The sequence below is a fragment of the Aquibacillus kalidii genome (genome assembly GCF_014280935.1).
Taxonomy (GTDB): domain Bacteria; phylum Bacillota; class Bacilli; order Bacillales; family Amphibacillaceae; genus Aquibacillus_D; species Aquibacillus_D kalidii.
The window spans coordinates 194,973-212,614 of the sequence record NZ_JACLZI010000061.1 but is presented as its reverse complement, the minus strand read 5'-3'; the positions used below and the strand labels follow the sequence as shown (position 1 = coordinate 212,614).

Sequence of the window (17,642 nt, the reverse complement as noted above, 5' to 3'; positions counted from 1 at the left end):
GTGACAGGCACCGCCTAATGCTTTATATGGCTAGAGTAGGTGGTTGTGGTTTCGGTTGCTCCGTTTTCTTTTACGGTATGTTTTCCTTTTACTCGATAGAAATAGCCCTTTGGTGCGCTGTACACAACGCTTCCTGAGACATAGCTGTCGTTTTCTTCTGTATATGTTTTTCCTGAACTATAGTCCATCCATTTTTTATTCGCACTATCCCAAACTTGTAAATATAAAGCTACAGATATACGATCTACTGTTTTATAGCTTGAAGTATAGCCTGTTAGTTTCATCGTAGAGCCTAAATTGTAGATGGAAGATTTTGTGCTTTTGACATTCTCCATAGATAAAATCGAAACTTCTAAATTCTGCTTTGGTGGTGCAGATGCTTCGACTTGAACTGAGAAACAACTTACAACCATAACTAATATAAAACTAGAAATAAATATTTTACATACCTTCTTCACTCTTTTACACTCTCCTTCTTTTTTATTCGTTTATCTATAGTCGTTTTTACGGAGGAAAACGTTCCCATTTATTTCACTTTAATTTAACTTTACTGATACCGATAATTATTGTGTTGTCAACCTTTAATAGGTATAAATACCTGTTATAAAAGTCATGATTAAGATTGTTAAAAATTAACTTTCGATATATAATGTAAGTATCTGACAGATTTCTACATATACTATTAAATTGACTGGGGTGATCATGCTTTGAATCCGATCGAAAAAATGAAATTGCAAGACACTATTCAAAAAAATATCCTGATGCTAATTACCATTTTTATAACATTAGGAGCTGCAACTGGTTTATCCATTTATCAGCAAGATACGTTTAACGTTGTGATCTATAGTATTACATTAGGCTTAATAGCATTACTCTATGTTTTATTTCAAAAGATGCTAAAAAAACCTCAACTACTACCTTACTTTTTGGTCGGCGTTGTCTATATTAATAATTTTGTGTTTATCGCTTTAAGAGAAAGTCATGTTAATATAATTCTAATTGTCTTATTCATGAGTATTTACTCAGCCATTCATTTAAACAGAAAAGTATTCTTCTACGGCTATACACTCGGCTTTTTTGTTCTTCTAGCCAATCACTTCACTGCTGATGCCAATAAAGAATCTGTTCAAAGCTTATTTAGTTATTCCGTATTAATTTATGTATTAATTGGACTTATCTTTTTTGTAGTAATTCGCTTGTCTGTACAACAGACAAAGAAATTAGAAGAGTTCCTTCAAGTTTCTGAGGAAGAAGCAAAGCGTAAGGAAGAACAAAAATCTAAACTTGAACATGATATTACAGCTATTATTGAAAGTATTTCTCAAGTTAATGAGCATTTGCAAGCTAATTTAACTGCACAAAATGAAATGGCTACAACTATTAATGAAGTTTCTGTAGGCAGTCAAAGTCAAGCTGAACAGATCTCAGATATCTCTCAAAACACTCGTAGTACAAAAGAAAGTATTGATGAAGTGCATCACCAATCAGTTGAATTATTTAATGCATCTACAAATGCTAGTAAATTAACAGATGATGGTAAAACAAAGGTCGATGAATTAAATGGTAATAACAAGACATTACAACAAGTAATTTACGAAATGAATACAACCTTTAATGTACTTACAGAAAAAATTGCTGAAACAAATTCTTTTGCTGATACGATCAAGGATATTACCGAACAGACAAACTTACTTGCATTAAATGCTTCGATTGAGGCCGCAAGAGCTGGTGAAGCTGGAAAAGGATTTGCTGTTGTAGCAGATGAAATTCGTAAGCTTGCAGATGTAACTGGACAAACTACTGAAAAGATTACAAAGAATCTATCTGAATTGAACGCTAGTAATAAACAGGCCATTGAAAAGATGGAACAAAGTCAGCAAAATATAAAGGTTGGTGTTCAGTCTACAGAAGAAGTGACAGGATATTTTGAACAAATATCTATTACAATGCAAGAATTGAATAACGGCTTAAATAATTTCCGTTACTTAGCAGAAAAGGTTCAAGACCAATCTAATGGTGTTGAAAATTCTACTAATGATCTAGCCGCTATTATTGAACAGGCATCTGCTAGCTTAGAAGAAATGGATGCTACTGTTATCAATCTATCAAATAGTAACCAAGAGCTAGCTAAATTGATGGATCATACGGTAAACAAAGCTGTTTCTATTAAAGAGAATTTTGCATAGAAACGAAGCGTTCCCTACTATAGGGGACGCTTTTTTGATATTCTTTCGATTTAATTCTTATGACTAATCTGTGAATTATTCATTATAACCTCCTAATAAATCAAAAATTTTCTAAATTTTGTTTGTGTTGTAATCAGTAGTACTTTATAATTAAAATATCGACAAATTTCTGTTTTTTTCGATCAAATTTGCATAATAGGGGGTTATTACATGAATTTAGTTGAATCAATTAAATTGCAAGATACGCTTAAAAAAAATACGTTAATGCTAATCACCATGGTAATTACACTGATTGCTGGTGTAGGGCTTAGTTTTATAAATAAGGATTATTTCACGTTAATGATTTATAGTAGTGATCTGGTGATATTAAGCTTACTTTATTTTGTTTTTCAAAAAATGCTAAAAAAACCATATATTTTACCTTACTTATTAGTAAGTGTAGTTTATTCTTTTAATCTAATCTTTGTTATAGTCAAAGATAGTAGCATTAATATTATTTTAATCATTATATTTATGGCCGTTTTTTCCGCAATTCATATGCGTAGAAGAATCTTTTTCTTTGGCTACATCTACGGCTTATTATTATTACTTGCAAACAACTTTCTTGCACAAGAAAGTAAAGAGGCTGTACAAAGCCTGTTCAGCTATACAATGTTAATTTATGTATTGATTGGACTTATCTTTTATGTTGTTCTTAAATTATTCGATGAACAATCTAAGAAATTAGAAGAATATATTATTAATTCTAATGAAGATACAGAAAGAAAAGAACGTCAAAAAGCACAATTGGAAGGCGATGTTAAGGCGATCATTGAAAGCATTTCTGAAGTGAATGACCATTTGCAAACGAATCTAACTGCACAAAATGAAATGGCCACTGCTATAAATGAAGTATCTATAGGTAGCCAAACTCAAGCAGAACAGATCGGGGATATTACTGAAAATACAAGTAGCACAAAGACTAATATTGATGAAATTCATACGAAATCCATTGAATTGTACGATGCTTCAAAAAGTGCAAGTCAGCTTACGGATAGCGGCAAGGTAAAAGTGGATGAATTAAATGAAAATAACAAAATTCTTCAGCAGGTTATCGGAGATATGAATACTACCTTTACCATCTTGACAGATAAAATTACTGAGACAAATTCATTTGCAGGGAACATTAAGGAAATTACAGAGCAAACAAATTTACTTGCACTTAACGCTTCAATCGAAGCAGCACGCGCAGGCGAGGCTGGTAAAGGTTTTGCTGTTGTAGCAGACGAGATTCGAAAGCTTGCTGAAGTAACAGGTGCAACTACAGAAAAAATCACGAGAAACCTAGTTGAGTTAAATACAAGTAACAAACAGGCTATCGAAAAAATGGAGCAGAGCCAAGAAAAGATAGAGGTTGGGGTTCGCTCAACGGAGGAAGTTACTGGATACTTCGATCAAATCTCTGAAACAATGAAACAGCTTAATAACGGCTTAGATAGCTTCCGTTACTTAGCAGAGAAGGTACAACAACAATCAGATGGAGTTGAAAGCTCTACAAGTGACTTAGCTGCTATTATTGAACAAGCTTCTGCTAGTTTAGAGGAAATGAGCGCAACTATCACAAATCTAACTCAAAGCAACGACGAGCTATCTAAATTGATGGATCAATCCGTATCACGTGCACTAACGATAAAAGAGAGCTTTTAATTTAATTTTAGAAGGCGCCCTCCATAAGGAGACGCCTTCTTTTGTTTTAGCTAGAAACCTGAATTGATGGGATATCCCCCCCTAAACTCTAATATATCAACCCAATTTAGTAATATATCCTACCTAAATTGAGATATATCTACCAAAGAATCAAATATATCCCCCAAAACCTAGCATTTATCCCCCAAACCAAAAAATTAACTCACAAAAAGAGCGTCCCTACCAAGTAGGGGCGCTCTCTCGATTAATTCCAGATTTCTTTTGATACATCAACAATGTATTTAAGCTTTTTCCACTGCTCTTCTTCAGTAAGAAGATTACCGTGGTGTGTAGAAGCAAATCCACATTGTGGGCTTACACATAGCTTATCCAGTGGGACATATTTTGAAGCTTCTTCAACTCTTTTCTTGATTAATTCCTTATCTTCTAGTTCACCTGTTTTTGATGTGAATACACCAAGCACAACACGTGGACCATCATTTGGTACATGTTCTAAAGGTTCAAAACCACCAGAACGCTCATCATCATACTCTAAGAAGAAGCCATCTACTGCTTCATTAGCTAGTAATGTTGGGGCAATTAGTTCATAGCCTCCAGCAAACGCCCATTTAGAACGGTAGTTACCACGACATAAATGAGTTGTTACTACCAGATCCTCAGGCTTACCTTCTAATACACCATTTGCAACACGCAATGCCAAGTCAATTAAGTAATCTCTTGAAAATTTACCTTCATTGAATGGAATATCAGGTGAAGAAAGACCTGCAATATAAACATCATCCAATTGTAGGTAACGTACACCTGCATCATAGAATGCCTGGATAGCATCGCGGTAAGCTTGGATGACATCTTTTGCATACTCTTCAATATCAGGATAAATGTCTTCATTAATAATACCAGCATTGAATAATTGGTTTGGACTAGGGATAGTTTGTTTTGCAACTGCTCGTCCATTCACAATTTCATTAAATAATTTAAACTCCTCAATATGTGGATGATTTGGATTCCAAGAAACTTTTCCAGTTACTCGTACATCATAACGTTCTGTTTCTTCACCTTTAAACGCGAAACCACTTTCTGGTATATATCCTTCTACTCCAGTAAGGTGCTCTAAGAAATCTGTATGCCAAAATCTACGTCTAAATTCACCATCAGTTACTGCTTCTAAGCCAACTTCTATTTGCTTTTCTACAATATGTTTAATTTCTTCTGTTTCAATTTCGAAAAGCTCTTCTTTACTAATGAGACCGTCGTTAAATTTCTTTCTTGCAATATGGATGCTATCTGGACGCAGAAGGCTCCCCACGTGATCCGCTCTAAATGGTGCTTTTGTTAATGTTTTTGTCATGTTAATTTCCCCTCTTTCGATTTGTTTAAGATGACAAATTACCTTGATCCAACGAACGTGACTTTCATTTTTAGGAAGATTACTAAACCAATATAAAAACCTCTTCTGAGTAAGAAGAGGTTTGATTTAACAGTTCTCCTCTTATCTTCAGCAGCACGCTTCTGGATTTAGCACAGTACTATGTAATAAGTCTGTTGCTGAGGTTTCAAAGGGCCAGTCCCTCCACCTCTCTGGATAAGATTAATTTGTATTAAATTTCTTAATATTAAGACTACAATTTTACGTAAAAAAAGTCAACACAATTTTCAAAAAATATTCAGTTTTCCTTCGCGAAAAAGCACCCTAGCACGGTGCTCTTTATCATTGGTCTTTTGTAAGTACTTTTTGCCTAAATATCTTCGTAGGAATTTTAATGTTTAGTAGAAAAGCAAAATATATGATTAAAATAATGTTAGCTGTGTATTGCCATATTTCAGAAAAACTATAAATTTCCTGTAAACTATCTGTTTCCCAAAAGATAAGCGCGGTTAATAAACCTAGAAAAACATACTTCATAAAACGCACCTCCATTTTACAATTGTAACCTTTTTGTAATATAAAAGTCTATAGGCTATCTTTCTCATGATTGAATTAGACGTTCATGGACTTTCAATCCTCATGAGATTGCCTTGATTTTCTACTATGTTAGGGAAAATAGCACCTATATTTACACACAAAAAAGCGTCTGAACATTTGTTCAAACGCTTAAACAAAATCCTTCTCAACCGCTGCCTCTTAGAAATCGCACTCTAATCACTCTAACCAAACTATTAATCACAATTAGAGCGCCTAAAATGATATACATAGTAGGTCTATCCAGTTGCTTAAAACCAATTACTGTTGAAACGATAAATACTATACCGATAACAATGAGTATAGTGTGGAACCAATACTGAAATTTGTTATACGATTGTTCATCAGCCATAATTAACACCTCAAGAACCTATTCTTTTATAATAATCGTAACATATTAGACGTTAATGTTAAACAAATTTACTAACCACCTCTATTGCTATGTAATTTTTACCATACTAATTAGAAAAGAGTATCACAGCAATCGCGATACCCTTTTCTTCCTATTACAGGTAAATAACCTACTCCTAGCTCCTCACTAGGGATCTGTCTATTTATAAGTGGATGAGGACCAAACCTAATTTGGAACGAAACTCAAGCAGTTTCCCTATTTAATTAATAACAGGAATGCTCATCTATCCATAGTACATATTTTGGAAATATTCATATGCTTCAAGCTGTATCTCGTCTACCGTATCAGAAACATTCGCCCAACCCATTTGCTTCGCATATAAGCAATAGGATTCGTTTAATGTTTCTTGCTGCAGAGCCATTTCAATATGGCATGTTCTCACGTTTTTATGCCTCATTTTCAATGCTGACTGGTGATTGGTGTTAGACATTCGTTCAGTCATTTGAATCAAATTCGGAACAATTAGTTGGTCTGGCATACAACTTTCCAACTCGTCATATCCTTCTAGGCTTTCCAAGTCAAATGGCTCCACTGGAGATAGGTGAATCGGTTCATTATATTCAGGGTTAATAAACAAAATCATCGCCTCTACATGACTTTCCATCACGCGTTTGTTTACACCTATTATATGCTTCAATGTAGGGTGCTGTACTACTTCTTCATAGTCACCAAGCTTATTGATCATGCCTTTATGTTTGACTAAGTGTTCTGTCATTAATCTAAAGTCTGAAACAGGTAACTTTTGCACTGAAATCCCTCCCTTTTATCTCCTACATTGTATGAATATCATCCAAAATTGTTATTTTACGTTTGCAACACATTGTATTAACACTCACTTAAAACTATTTACTTAAACTAGAGTAAGAATCTATTAACTAAGGAGGAAACTATGAAATCTATTAAATCAGTTATTACAAAGAGTGCTATTACGGCAGCTTCTTTCGCACTACTTTTCTCACCAATCCAAGCTTCCGCAGCAGAAGATTTATCCCATTTTAGTAAGAAGAATGATAGTTTAGCTGTTGATTTGGTTGGACGATATGTAAGTGGAGCAGGTATTGATGAAGGTGGAACAGAGATTGTTGCGTACGATGCGAAAAGTTATCGCGCCTTTTCCGTTAATGGTGCGGAAAAATCACTCGATATAATTGACTTATCTAACCTGAAGGAAGGAAATACAGAAATACCGCTTGTAAAAAGAATAACGTTGAGTGATATCGGCGTTTCAGCTGGAGATGTGACAAGTGTTGCTATTAGTCCTAATGGAGACTACATTGCCATTGCTGCCCCTGCTGAAGCAAAACAAGATCCGGGACATATCGTATTTTTAACGCTTGATGGAGAATCGTTAGCAAGTGTCCAAGTTGGCTCACTTCCTGATATGGTTACATTCAGTCCCGATGGCACAAAAGTACTTGTAGCTAATGAAGGCGAACCTACAGAAGATTACACAGTTAATCCTGAAGGCTCAGTTAGTATTATTGATGTTGCTGGTGAAATTAGGAATTTAACAGACAGCCATGTGACTACTGTAAGATTTTCAGAAGATGTAATCGATGCGAATATTAGAAAAGTACACCCGGATAGTAGCTATGCGCAGGATTTAGAACCGGAATACATATCAGTGGATCCTTCTGGTGATTATGCTTATGTTGCTTTACAAGAAGATAATGCAATTGCCAAACTCGATATAAACAATGCTAAATTTGTTACTGTGAAAAGCTTGGGATACAAAGACTATTCTGTTGGAGAAAATCAACTAGATGCCTCTGATAAAGACGATCAAATTAATATTCAACACTGGCCAGTTCTTTCCATCTATCAACCAGATAGTATCACTACTTTTGAGGCAAATGGTCAGACTTATATTTTGTCTGCAAATGAAGGAGATACACAGGATTGGGATGGTTTCTCAGAAGAAGTACGTGTAGAGGATCTTGTTGGTGAAGATTCACTAAATCCCGAACAGTACGAACTTAATGCTGATTTATATGAAGGTTATACCCAAGCACAATTAGATGAAATGATTAGCAACGGCTTATTTAATAAAGATCAATTGGGTAGGTTAAAAACCTCTACCTCTCATCCCAAAAATGCTAACGGAAAATATGAAGCTATCTATGGTTATGGCGGTCGCTCGTTTTCCGTGTGGAACGCTGATACGTTGGAACTAGTTTATGATAGTGGTTCGGATTTCGAGCAGTTGATTCAAGAATTTAGTCCAGACTATTTTCATTCTCAAAATGATGAAGATAATTTTGACTCAAGAAGTGATGATAAAGGTGTGGAACCTGAAAGTGTAATAACTGGTGAAGTTAATGACACTCCATATGCGTTCGTTGGTCTTGAGCGTCAAGGAGGCATTATGGTTTATGACATGTCTAACCCAGATTCCCCTACATTTAACAGTTATTTCTCAAGTCGGATTTTCCAAGGAGAGGATACAGAGGTAACTGGCACTAGTGGAGATGTTGCACCAGAAGGGTTAACCTTTATCCAAGCAGAAGATAGCCCGACTGGACAAGCACTGCTACTTGCCGCACATGAGGTAAGTGGAACAATAGCTGCATATGGACTAGGTGAAAAAGTGGAGGTTCCGGAAGATGAAGAAGAAGATTCTACTACAAACCCGACACCTGTGCGAGAACAGCCAGATCCAACTTCGCCAACTCAAACACCAGCTCCTGATGAAACACCTGTACCAGAACAACCTGAGCAGGAAAATCCAAATAAAGTAGGGAACGAAACTTCTACTGTTGAAACCGATCATAACAACAATAAATCTGAAGTGGATGACGATGAAAATTCTAGCAAAAAACAAGGAAATGAGCTTCCTAATACAGCAACAACAACTGGTAATCTCTTGCTCAGTGGTATCGTTACTCTTTTTTTAGGATATGTATTGTTTACCCGTAAAAAAATCAGTCAGGAGTAAAAAGGAATAACAAAACCGAATAATTACCTACAAATAGAAAAGCCAAGTCACGAATGACTTGGCTTTTCTCCTTTAGTTTATTCTGCTTTTTCCAAAATCTCTTCCTCTGAAATCACTTTTGCTTTCCGCCTTCTATAAACAAGCGTTCCGCCCCCACCTAAGACAACTAGACAAAGACCAGCAATAGTACTAGCAAACAGTACTTTATTTTCATAGAATTTTGTTACTGCACTCTTTTCAGCAATTTCAAATGGAATAATAGATTCTGTTACATTTCCCGCTTCATCATATGCTTCAACCTTGATTTCATACTTATTAATGTCAGATAAACTTGCTTCAATGACCTGATAGCCATCTTCTTCAACCACTTTACCATCAAATACTTCACCATTAATCATAATAGATTTGATTTTATCCTGAGGATTATCTAAGCGAATCTTCAGCTTAACCGGATCAAAATACTCTCCATTTTTCTCAATCCCATCAAAAATAATTTCTGGTGGTGTTTTATCAATGATAAATTCTACTGATAATTGTTGAATGTTTCCTGCTTTATCTTTCACCTCAAAGAATAGGACGTGCTTACCTTCTCCTTCGATTGGATCACCAATCTGATATGGTACCCCATCTAATGTTTGGGAAATAATGTCATACTCATTTAAATCATTAATCAAAAGCTCTGGTATGATATTTTCATTCAGATATTTATCCGAAATGTCTTCCTTAAACTTGATAACAGGTGATGTTTTATCGATTGTAAACACAATAGTCCTAGCACTAACATTGTTAGCTAAATCGGTAATAACCGCTTTTAAGACATAATCCCGTTCTTTTTCCAAACGTGTACCATTGACAAATGGTTGACCATTTAACGTAACAAATGTTTTGTTCCTGTCTAAATGGATGTCTGAATAAGTTACTCTTGGATTAATATTATTATTAAAGAACCCCTCAATTACTCCGTTAATGTTTAACTCGGGCTTCGTCGTATCTAACGTAAAACTTAATTCTAAAGTCGATTCATTACCTGCCTTATCACGAGCTAACACCTTGTAGTTATACACCATCTCTTTTGATGCAACTGGAACTTTCCCAGCAATATTCGATCCATTATTTAGAATCACCGAGACAATTTTATCTTCCCTTGGTTTATCTAATGAGAATTGCGGTGTAAATACTTTGTTAATGTAGGCACCATCTTTAATTACTGTACCGTCTCCTTTTATATTTGGAGTAATGACTGGTTTTGTTTTATCAATGGTAAAAGTAATTTGTTGACTAAAGCTATTACCGGCTTGGTCCGTTGCCTCAACTACTACTTTGTATTCACCTTCTTGACTAAAGTTATGAGACAGAGATGCTACTGAATCAGCATACTTTTTATTCGTGACAGAAAAGCCACCAACATTATAACTTCTACCATTTCGTGTGACATTGATCGTATTTGTTTTAAAATTCCGATCGCGAATCGTTACACTTAATCGTTTATCTTCATTATAAAAGGCGTTACCATCTACCCCTGTTAATTCAATTACAGGTTTAGTCTTATCAATGGTAAATTGTTTCTGTTTGGAAGTACTATTGTTACCTGCAGCATCTTTCGCACTAAGTTTTATCGTATAGAAACCGTCTGATGTAAAGTTATAACTTAGTTTAGAAAGTTCATTGGTATACTTCCAGTCCTTGCCTTGTTCTACTTGATTGGTAATTTCTTGCCCATCTTTGGTTACCAGAAAGTTTACACTATTTGTTTCATAATTTGTTTCTTTGACTGACATACTAACCTTCTTACTCGATGAATTATAGGAACCATTTTCTATGTTATCAATCGCAAGAATAGGTGCAGTATCATCAATAACAAACGTTACTTTCTTTGATTCCGGTTTATTACCAGATTTGTCAGTTGCACTTAATTCGATACTGTACGTTCCTTCTTTATCCGTTGAAAAATTGTGTGCAAATGTTGCGGTTGTTTTTGTGAAAGCAAACTTACTAGTTTGATAATTTTCCATCTTGCCAGTAGCTCTATTTAATTTTTTGATTAAAAGAGTTGTAGTATCTTCATTTATGTTTGTATCGTTGACACTAATCTCTACATACTTACTACTATTATAGTGGTTAATGCTATCTGTCACTTCGATTCCTTTAATGGACAGAACAGGAGCGACTGTGTCAATTGTAAACACTTCTGACTTCTCTACAGCTTTGTTACCGGCATCATCAACAGCATTAACGACAATCTTATACTTACCATCTTCATTAAATGGAAAATTAAGTTTAGTAGTTTTAGTAGCGTCTTTTTGATTCCAATCTTTAAATTTATCGGAATCATAATGCACAAACTCTCCATTGTTATTCTCTCTAAACACATCAATGGTGACAGTGTTCTTTTTAGCGTTAAATTCTTCAACTTTCACTGTAACTGTTTGTGCTTTATCATAGTACAAGTCCATGTTCGATAAGGTAATTTCAGGTTTGATGTTATCGACCGTAAAGGACGTTGTTTCTTTAGATTCTACTCCTGCTTTATCTTTAGCAACTACATCAATGGTGTACACACCATCTTTATTGAATACTTTGTTTTTAAAAATAAAATCATAAGAATCGTTTTTACCTTCTTGTTTACTCCATTGACCTATTTCAGATTCAGTAAGAGTCGCTTCTTTCCCGTCTAATCCAATATGTTTTACAGATACAGATTTTGTAGCTACATTTAGTTCTTTTAGACTGACTTTAATTAGGGAATTCAAACCCAGATCCGCTATTGTTTCCGCCGAAATATGTGAGTCAATAGTATTTGTTAATTTAAGATCTGGCTTAGTCTTATCAACTGTAAAGCTTACTTGTTGATTAGTTGAATTACCAGCCTTATCTAAAGATCTAACTACAATTTTGTAGTCCCCTTCTTGTTCAAAATCATGTCCTAATCTAGCAGTAGAATTACCGAATTCACTATCCTCTACTTTTAGCCCCTCTATTTCATACGGTTTTCCATTTCGAGTAACAGTTACTGTATTTGAATTAAAATTTCTATCTTTAATCTGAATTGTAACAGACTTTGTTTCATCATAATGGGTTCCATCTTCCACACCATCTATCGAAATTTGTGGATTCGTTTGGTCGATATGGAACTGCTTTTGCTCTAACTCAGATTTATTACCAGCCTTATCCTCCGCACTTAGATGGATAGTATAGTAACCATCTTGACCAAACTTATAGTTTAACTCTGCTAGTTTTCCTACATTTGTCCAATTACTGCCTGCTTCTTCTTCCACTTGCTCTGTTATATCCTTCCCATCCTTTGTTACGGTAAAGGATACCTTATTATCCTGGTAGTTTGTTTCTGTAACTGAAACTGCAACTTCCTGTTCTTTGTTGAGATAAAGTCCGCTTAGCTCACTCATAGATAACTTCGGCGCTGTTTTATCTATAATAAAACGAACATGATCTTCTGTTTTGTTACCAGCAAAGTCAATGGATTCTAGATCGATTTGGTATTGTCCTTCCTCTGTGAAGGTTGGTTTAGCTGATGCAGGTATTTTTGTAAAATCTAAAGCAATATCTAGCTGTTTCTCTTCATCTGTTTCCTGATTCCTATGGCTTACTTTCAAATTCGTGTCATCTCGATTAAATAAAAAGTCGATTACTTGTATATTCGCCTGTTTATCAACATTATAATGCTCGCCGTTCTTTACTCCTGCTATTTCGATAAGCGGAGAAGATTTATCAACCGTAAATAAAACAGTTTGTACCTCTGCGCTGTTTCCTGGAATGTCTGATGCATCAACGACCACTTTATAGTGCCCATCATCATTAAAAACAGTTGAACTAGTATGTGTATTTTCTGAAGTGACTTTCCAATCTGAGAATGATTTATTTATTTGTACATAGCTATCATTTTCTTTTTTAAAAACGTTAATATCTACCTTTTTATCATTGAAATGACGTTCATTAATTGTCACATTGACTGTTTTATTATGATTATTTATTTTGTCCTCAATTGAATTATCATTTTCGTCTGTAATCGTAACAACTGGTTTTGTCGTGTCGATAGTAAAGGTCAAAGGCTCAGCCATTGTGTGTATATTTTCTCCAGTTGCATCCTTTGCAGTCATGATCAGTTTGTATGCTCCAGGTTCTGAGAATAACTGACTCAAGGTTGCTTTGTTTGCATTAATAGAAAAGTCACCTACATTTTTATAAGATTCGCCATCCTTTTGTACCGTAAGATTTGCTTCTTTTAAAGGAATTCCATTTACTACTTGAAGGTCAACTGTTTTGGCACCATTGAACATTGTTCCATCGGTTATAGTTTGACCGTCACTTTGCACGATAAACTCTGGTTCCTCATTATGTACTAAAAAGGACACCTGTTGCTCCTCACTCGTGTTGCCATAAACATCTGTTGCCTTCACTTTAAGATTATATACCCCATCTTGTTCAATCTTGTACGTTTTCGTATAGCTATCCCCACCATCATCATTCCATCCGTTTCCAACTAATTCAGCACCCTCAATGGTTACGTTACTCTCATCAAAATTTTTCTCATTTACGGTAACCTTTAGCTCTGGATATCGTTTAATTGATCCCTCTTTATGGAAAAGCTCTCCTTCTGATATACCGGATAGCGTAACAACCGGTGCTGTTGTATCTTTAATAACAGAGATAACAATTGGGCTTTTTTCGGTAGGTATATCCCAGCCCTCAGTAGTTAGGATTTCTAACTTGGTACTAATCTCTCCATCCTCTAATGTGCCATCTTCATCAATAACTGTAATTGTATATTTTCCTTGAAAAGAAGTGGTTTCTCCATCCGTTTCTTGAACTTCTGTTACCTTAGTAACTAGATCATTAGTATGCGTTTGATAGGATGCCTTTACATCAAACGGTCTATCTTTGGTTACTTCTTTTTCAAAGTATTCGCTTAAATCAACTTCAAAAGTGAATTGGTCTTTTGTAGTTTTCCATTGACCATCAGGCTTTCCACTTTCACTCAAATCCCAATTAGCTTTTGTTCCATCATCCTGTTGGTATGTAATAATCATGTTTAAATCACTGGATGAAAATACGTGAGTAGAAAATAGTAGTGCTGATACAAGGAACACAGCTACAAATGGCAGCCAATACAGTTTTTTGCGTTTTTTTTGCTGATGAGTGATCGTTCTACTTTCCATTTCTTATCCCCCCTATGCTTCTATTTTGCTAGCTTCTATTTCAATAGCTGAGTGTACAATCATTATGTCTTCTTCCATAATAAAATCTGGGTTTACCCACTCTTCCTCAGTTTCTTCAGATAATATTGTTGTCTCCCCAAGCAGTCCTGTTTCATCACTATCACTTAACATCATCGTTTCCTCTACCTGATTGCCCTGTAATAACTCAGTGGGCTCCATTACGTCTTGTAATAATTCAGTAGCCTCAAAAGAATTAGCTTCCTCTGCATCTACATGCTTTTTGCGTAGCCTTATTTCGCTTGTAGTTCGGCGCTCTTTTGCTCGAGTCTCCTTCTTCTTTTCCTTTGCTTTCCTCTTAGAGTTTGGTCGAGCAGTTCTGAACCCTGTTAAATCTTGTATAGCCTGCCAGATTCCTAGTTTAATAAAGAGAACAATCATGAAAGGAAGGGTTACTATTGCTCCAGCTAGACCTCCGTAAAACATAATTTGGTATCCCATTTAGTCCCCCTCCTTTTAGATGATCTTCAGATTCACTAACCGCCTTGTATACTTTTTAAAAGCATCATGTTCCTTGGACTCTTTCATACTGTCGATTTTTTCATAAATAGAAATAGCTTCATCAAAATTACGCTTATTTTCTGTTTTTCCTTGTTCGATATCTAAAAGTAAATTGCCCAGTTTTACATGTGCATCAATACTTTGGGGATTACTTCGAATTGTTTGTTTAAATTGTTCTACTGCTTGTTGGTAGTCACCCATCTCTTGATAGATAACACCAATAGTTATTAATACTTCCTCTTTGTCTTCTACATCATTGTCTAATAGTGTATTGTAATGTTCGATCGCATCACTAAAATCATCTCTAGAAGTTACTTCATCTTTCGAATTCACCCCTCGGCTATAATAGGCTTGGGCCAGTTTATATTGGAAGTTTATCTCATACTTCAGCTCAAGGTTTTCATCATTCAAAATACTCAATAACTCATTCGCCTTTTCGATAATGTTAATGGCACTTGTGTTTGCATCTTGAATTTGACTTTTATATGAAATATAAATATTTGCTAATGAATTATAGTTATCCACCTTCTGACTGTTATTTGGCAAAGAATCATTGTATTTTTCAAAAGCTATTAGTTCATCAGAAAATTTAGCGTAATCAATATTCAAGCTACCTAAAGTGGTCGCAAGCGATTTATAGTATTTAGCATCCGGTATTTCTTCCTCATCAACGGCACGGAAGTACTTTAACGCCGACACATAATCCCGCTTTATATCAAAGTAAGTCATTCCTAGCTTGAATAAAACTTGATCATTTTTCTGGATATCACCGTACTCATCACTAATGTATGCCTCTATTTTTGCTATTCCCTCATCAGTTTCATCGCGATTAATATACAAATCTAATAAACTATTATAGGCATCTGCTCGCTCTTTATCGACTGCTATTGCTTTTTCCAATAACTCAATCGACTTAGTTTGTTCCCCTTCAATTACAGCAACACTTGCATCATTAATCAGACCAATATAATCCTGGAACTGTTCATCTTTAATCCCGTTATAACCAATAGCTGACGTCGTCGTAAATGCGGTAAATAACACGACAGGTATAAGAAAGGTGTACAGCTTTTTATATAGCTTCTTCTTATAACCTTTTGTTAATTTATCTATATTTTCTAGATCATAGGAAAGTTCTTCACAGCTCTGGTAACGATTGCTTGGCTCTAACTGTGTACATTTTGAAATAATGTGTTCAAGCCCCTCCGGAAAAGAAGCATCCCAATACCGAATTGGCTTTATCTCAAAAGGAGGTTCACTTAGGCTCTTCCCGGTTATTAAATGGTAGAGAGTGACACCAAGACTATAAATATCGGTCCGAGCATCCGTTTGTTGTCCAGATACCTGTTCGGGTGCAGCATAACCTTTCGTACCAAGATTCGTTGTATCCGTATTGTTGTCCGTTTTAAACTCACGAGCAATTCCAAAATCAATCAGTTTAATTTTCCCATCGGGAGTTAACATGATATTATCTGGCTTCATGTCACGATAAATGATTGGGTTCGGTTTACGTGAATGCAAATAACCCAGCACATCACTTAGTTGTTTAGCCCACTCAATCACTTCTTTTACTGGAATCGTCTCGTCTTTATTAAGTCTTTCCTTTAGCGATTGCCCCTCGATATAATCCATTACAACATAGATATCGCCCTCTGATTCGATAATGTCGTAAATTTTCGGGAGTGCGCCATGGTCCAGTTTTTTTAACATATTTGCTTCCACAACTAGGCTATTTAGCAGCAATTCATTATTGCTATTTGCTCTTTTTCGAATATCTTTTACTACTAATGACTTATTTAGGCGATTATCCATTGCCAAATAGACAATACTCATACCGCCTCTACCAATTTGCTTGAGGATCTCATATCTTTCATCAATTACAGTACCTATGTGTAGCACGGAAATCCCCCTAACTCGTTACCTTCATCAACACAACGGAGATATTATCGATTTCATTTCGTTGTTTTACTAACTCAACTAATTCTATTACATTGTTTTTCATTGTCTGCTTATCTATAAGATTACTTGGAGTTAAGGCTTGATAGATTTCTCGCTCAGAAATTTCATGGTAAAATCCATCTGTACATAGTAAGTACGCCGCCTCTTGTTGCAACTCGCCAGTAGAAATTTCTACATCAATATCTTGATTAGCACCAATACATTGTAGTAGTACATTGCGCTTTGGATGAATTTTTGCCTGCTCTAACGTAATATTTCCTCGCTCGACTTCACGGGCAACTAATGACTGATCCTTTGTTAACTGGATAATTCTATCTGCAATTGAATAGGCACGACTATCCCCGATCTGTACAATAAAATAAGAACGGTCAATCGTTAACATTGCAGTCACAGTCGTTCCGAGCTTCGCATCAGAAGCATTTCCGTAAGCCAATATCTTTTCATTTAGCTCGATAATACATTCTTTTAATGCCGATTGAATTTCCTGATCTAATTCTTCTGAATAAATTATTTCTGGTAATTCCCTCTCAAACCAATCAGACATTCCCCGGATCACAGCTGCACTAGCAAGTTCCCCTTGCGCTAAGCCACCCATCCCGTCACAGACTACGAATAGACCAACTTCTCCTTTTACCGTTTGGGCTGTTTTAATTAATAATCCGTCTTGGTTCGTTGCCTTTTTAATTCCTTTATCCGTATGATAGGTTGTTAAAAATGCCATATTTATCAGCCTTTCAATCCTCAATTACGTTGCTTTTTTCAAATGATTTAAAGC

General features: G+C 35.4%; 12 protein-coding genes and 1 riboswitch. Of the genes, 3 read left to right on the top strand and 9 right to left on the bottom strand.

The features are described from left to right. Positions 1 to 14: 14 nt before the first annotated feature. On the bottom strand, positions 15 to 458 hold the full coding sequence (locus tag H7K77_RS21390; protein ID WP_186580110.1) for a DUF6147 family protein: 444 nt from the start codon (positions 456 to 458) through the stop codon (positions 15 to 17). Positions 459 to 725: 267 nt separating this feature from the next. Here H7K77_RS21390 and H7K77_RS18570 point away from each other — a divergent pair, with 267 nt between their 5' ends. Then, the gene (locus H7K77_RS18570) at positions 726 to 2,186 is read left to right on the top strand and encodes a methyl-accepting chemotaxis protein (protein ID WP_235988998.1); all 1,461 of its coding nucleotides are present in this window, start codon (positions 726 to 728) and stop codon (positions 2,184 to 2,186) included. Positions 2,187 to 2,396: 210 nt separating this feature from the next. After that, a complete protein-coding gene (locus H7K77_RS18565) occupies positions 2,397 to 3,872 on the top strand; it encodes a methyl-accepting chemotaxis protein (protein ID WP_186580106.1) in 1,476 nt (491 codons plus the stop codon). 244 nt (positions 3,873 to 4,116) lie between these two features. Here H7K77_RS18565 and H7K77_RS18560 read toward each other — a convergent pair whose 3' ends face one another. The 4 genes from H7K77_RS18560 to H7K77_RS18545 form a co-directional block, all read right to left on the bottom strand. Then, positions 4,117 to 5,220 carry a 5-methyltetrahydropteroyltriglutamate--homocysteine S-methyltransferase gene (locus tag H7K77_RS18560; protein ID WP_186580104.1) on the bottom strand — a complete coding sequence of 368 codons (1,104 nt, stop codon included), beginning with the start codon at positions 5,218 to 5,220 and terminating at the stop codon, positions 4,117 to 4,119. A gap of 138 nt (positions 5,221 to 5,358) precedes the next feature. Continuing rightward, a riboswitch (SAM riboswitch) is annotated at positions 5,359 to 5,461 on the bottom strand. A 119-nt stretch (positions 5,462 to 5,580) separates the two neighbouring features. Further along, positions 5,581 to 5,775 (bottom strand): hypothetical protein, encoded by a 195-nt coding sequence (locus H7K77_RS18555; protein WP_186580102.1) that lies wholly within the window; start codon positions 5,773 to 5,775, stop codon positions 5,581 to 5,583. A 205-nt stretch (positions 5,776 to 5,980) separates the two neighbouring features. After that, positions 5,981 to 6,184, bottom strand: a complete 204-nt coding sequence (locus H7K77_RS18550; RefSeq protein WP_186580100.1) for a hypothetical protein — start codon at positions 6,182 to 6,184, stop codon at positions 5,981 to 5,983. A gap of 283 nt (positions 6,185 to 6,467) precedes the next feature. Next, the gene (locus H7K77_RS18545) at positions 6,468 to 6,992 is read right to left on the bottom strand and encodes a hypothetical protein (protein WP_186580098.1); all 525 of its coding nucleotides are present in this window, start codon (positions 6,990 to 6,992) and stop codon (positions 6,468 to 6,470) included. 141 nt (positions 6,993 to 7,133) lie between these two features. Here H7K77_RS18545 and H7K77_RS18540 point away from each other — a divergent pair, with 141 nt between their 5' ends. Continuing rightward, entirely contained in the window at positions 7,134 to 9,179 is a 2,046-nt protein-coding gene (locus H7K77_RS18540) for a choice-of-anchor I family protein (protein WP_186580096.1), read from the top strand. Positions 9,180 to 9,256: 77 nt separating this feature from the next. Here the strand turns inward: H7K77_RS18540 and H7K77_RS18535 are convergent, their stop codons facing one another. The 4 genes from H7K77_RS18535 to H7K77_RS18520 are packed head-to-tail and all read right to left on the bottom strand — an operon-like array spanning position 9,257 to position 17,588. After that, the gene (locus H7K77_RS18535) at positions 9,257 to 14,353 is read right to left on the bottom strand and encodes an Ig-like domain-containing protein (protein ID WP_186580095.1); all 5,097 of its coding nucleotides are present in this window, start codon (positions 14,351 to 14,353) and stop codon (positions 9,257 to 9,259) included. Positions 14,354 to 14,365: 12 nt separating this feature from the next. Then, positions 14,366 to 14,851: a hypothetical protein gene (locus tag H7K77_RS18530; protein WP_186580093.1), complete on the bottom strand. Its 486-nt coding sequence runs from the start codon at positions 14,849 to 14,851 to the stop codon at positions 14,366 to 14,368. Positions 14,852 to 14,866: 15 nt separating this feature from the next. Next, the gene (locus H7K77_RS21770) at positions 14,867 to 16,807 is read right to left on the bottom strand and encodes a protein kinase domain-containing protein (RefSeq protein WP_186580091.1); all 1,941 of its coding nucleotides are present in this window, start codon (positions 16,805 to 16,807) and stop codon (positions 14,867 to 14,869) included. Between the two features lie 10 nt (positions 16,808 to 16,817). Then, on the bottom strand, positions 16,818 to 17,588 hold the full coding sequence (locus H7K77_RS18520) for a PP2C family protein-serine/threonine phosphatase (RefSeq protein ID WP_186580089.1): 771 nt from the start codon (positions 17,586 to 17,588) through the stop codon (positions 16,818 to 16,820). Positions 17,589 to 17,642: the final 54 nt, after the last annotated feature.

Bases quoted from the DNA above. Each gene is read 5' to 3' on its own strand.
- H7K77_RS18555 (WP_186580102.1), bottom strand. From the start codon at position 5,775: ATGAAGTATGTTTTTCTAGGTTTATTAACCGCGCTTATCTTTTGGGAA.
- H7K77_RS18520 (WP_186580089.1), bottom strand. From the start codon at position 17,588: ATGGCATTTTTAACAACCTATCATACGGATAAAGGAATTAAAAAGGCA.
- H7K77_RS18550 (WP_186580100.1), bottom strand. From the start codon at position 6,184: ATGGCTGATGAACAATCGTATAACAAATTTCAGTATTGGTTCCACACT.
- H7K77_RS18535 (WP_186580095.1), bottom strand. From the start codon at position 14,353: ATGGAAAGTAGAACGATCACTCATCAGCAAAAAAAACGCAAAAAACTG.
- H7K77_RS18540 (WP_186580096.1), top strand. From the start codon at position 7,134: ATGAAATCTATTAAATCAGTTATTACAAAGAGTGCTATTACGGCAGCT.
- H7K77_RS18530 (WP_186580093.1), bottom strand. From the start codon at position 14,851: ATGGGATACCAAATTATGTTTTACGGAGGTCTAGCTGGAGCAATAGTA.
- H7K77_RS18570 (WP_235988998.1), top strand. From the start codon at position 726: ATGAAATTGCAAGACACTATTCAAAAAAATATCCTGATGCTAATTACC.
- H7K77_RS18565 (WP_186580106.1), top strand. From the start codon at position 2,397: ATGAATTTAGTTGAATCAATTAAATTGCAAGATACGCTTAAAAAAAAT.
- H7K77_RS18560 (WP_186580104.1), bottom strand. From the start codon at position 5,220: ATGACAAAAACATTAACAAAAGCACCATTTAGAGCGGATCACGTGGGG.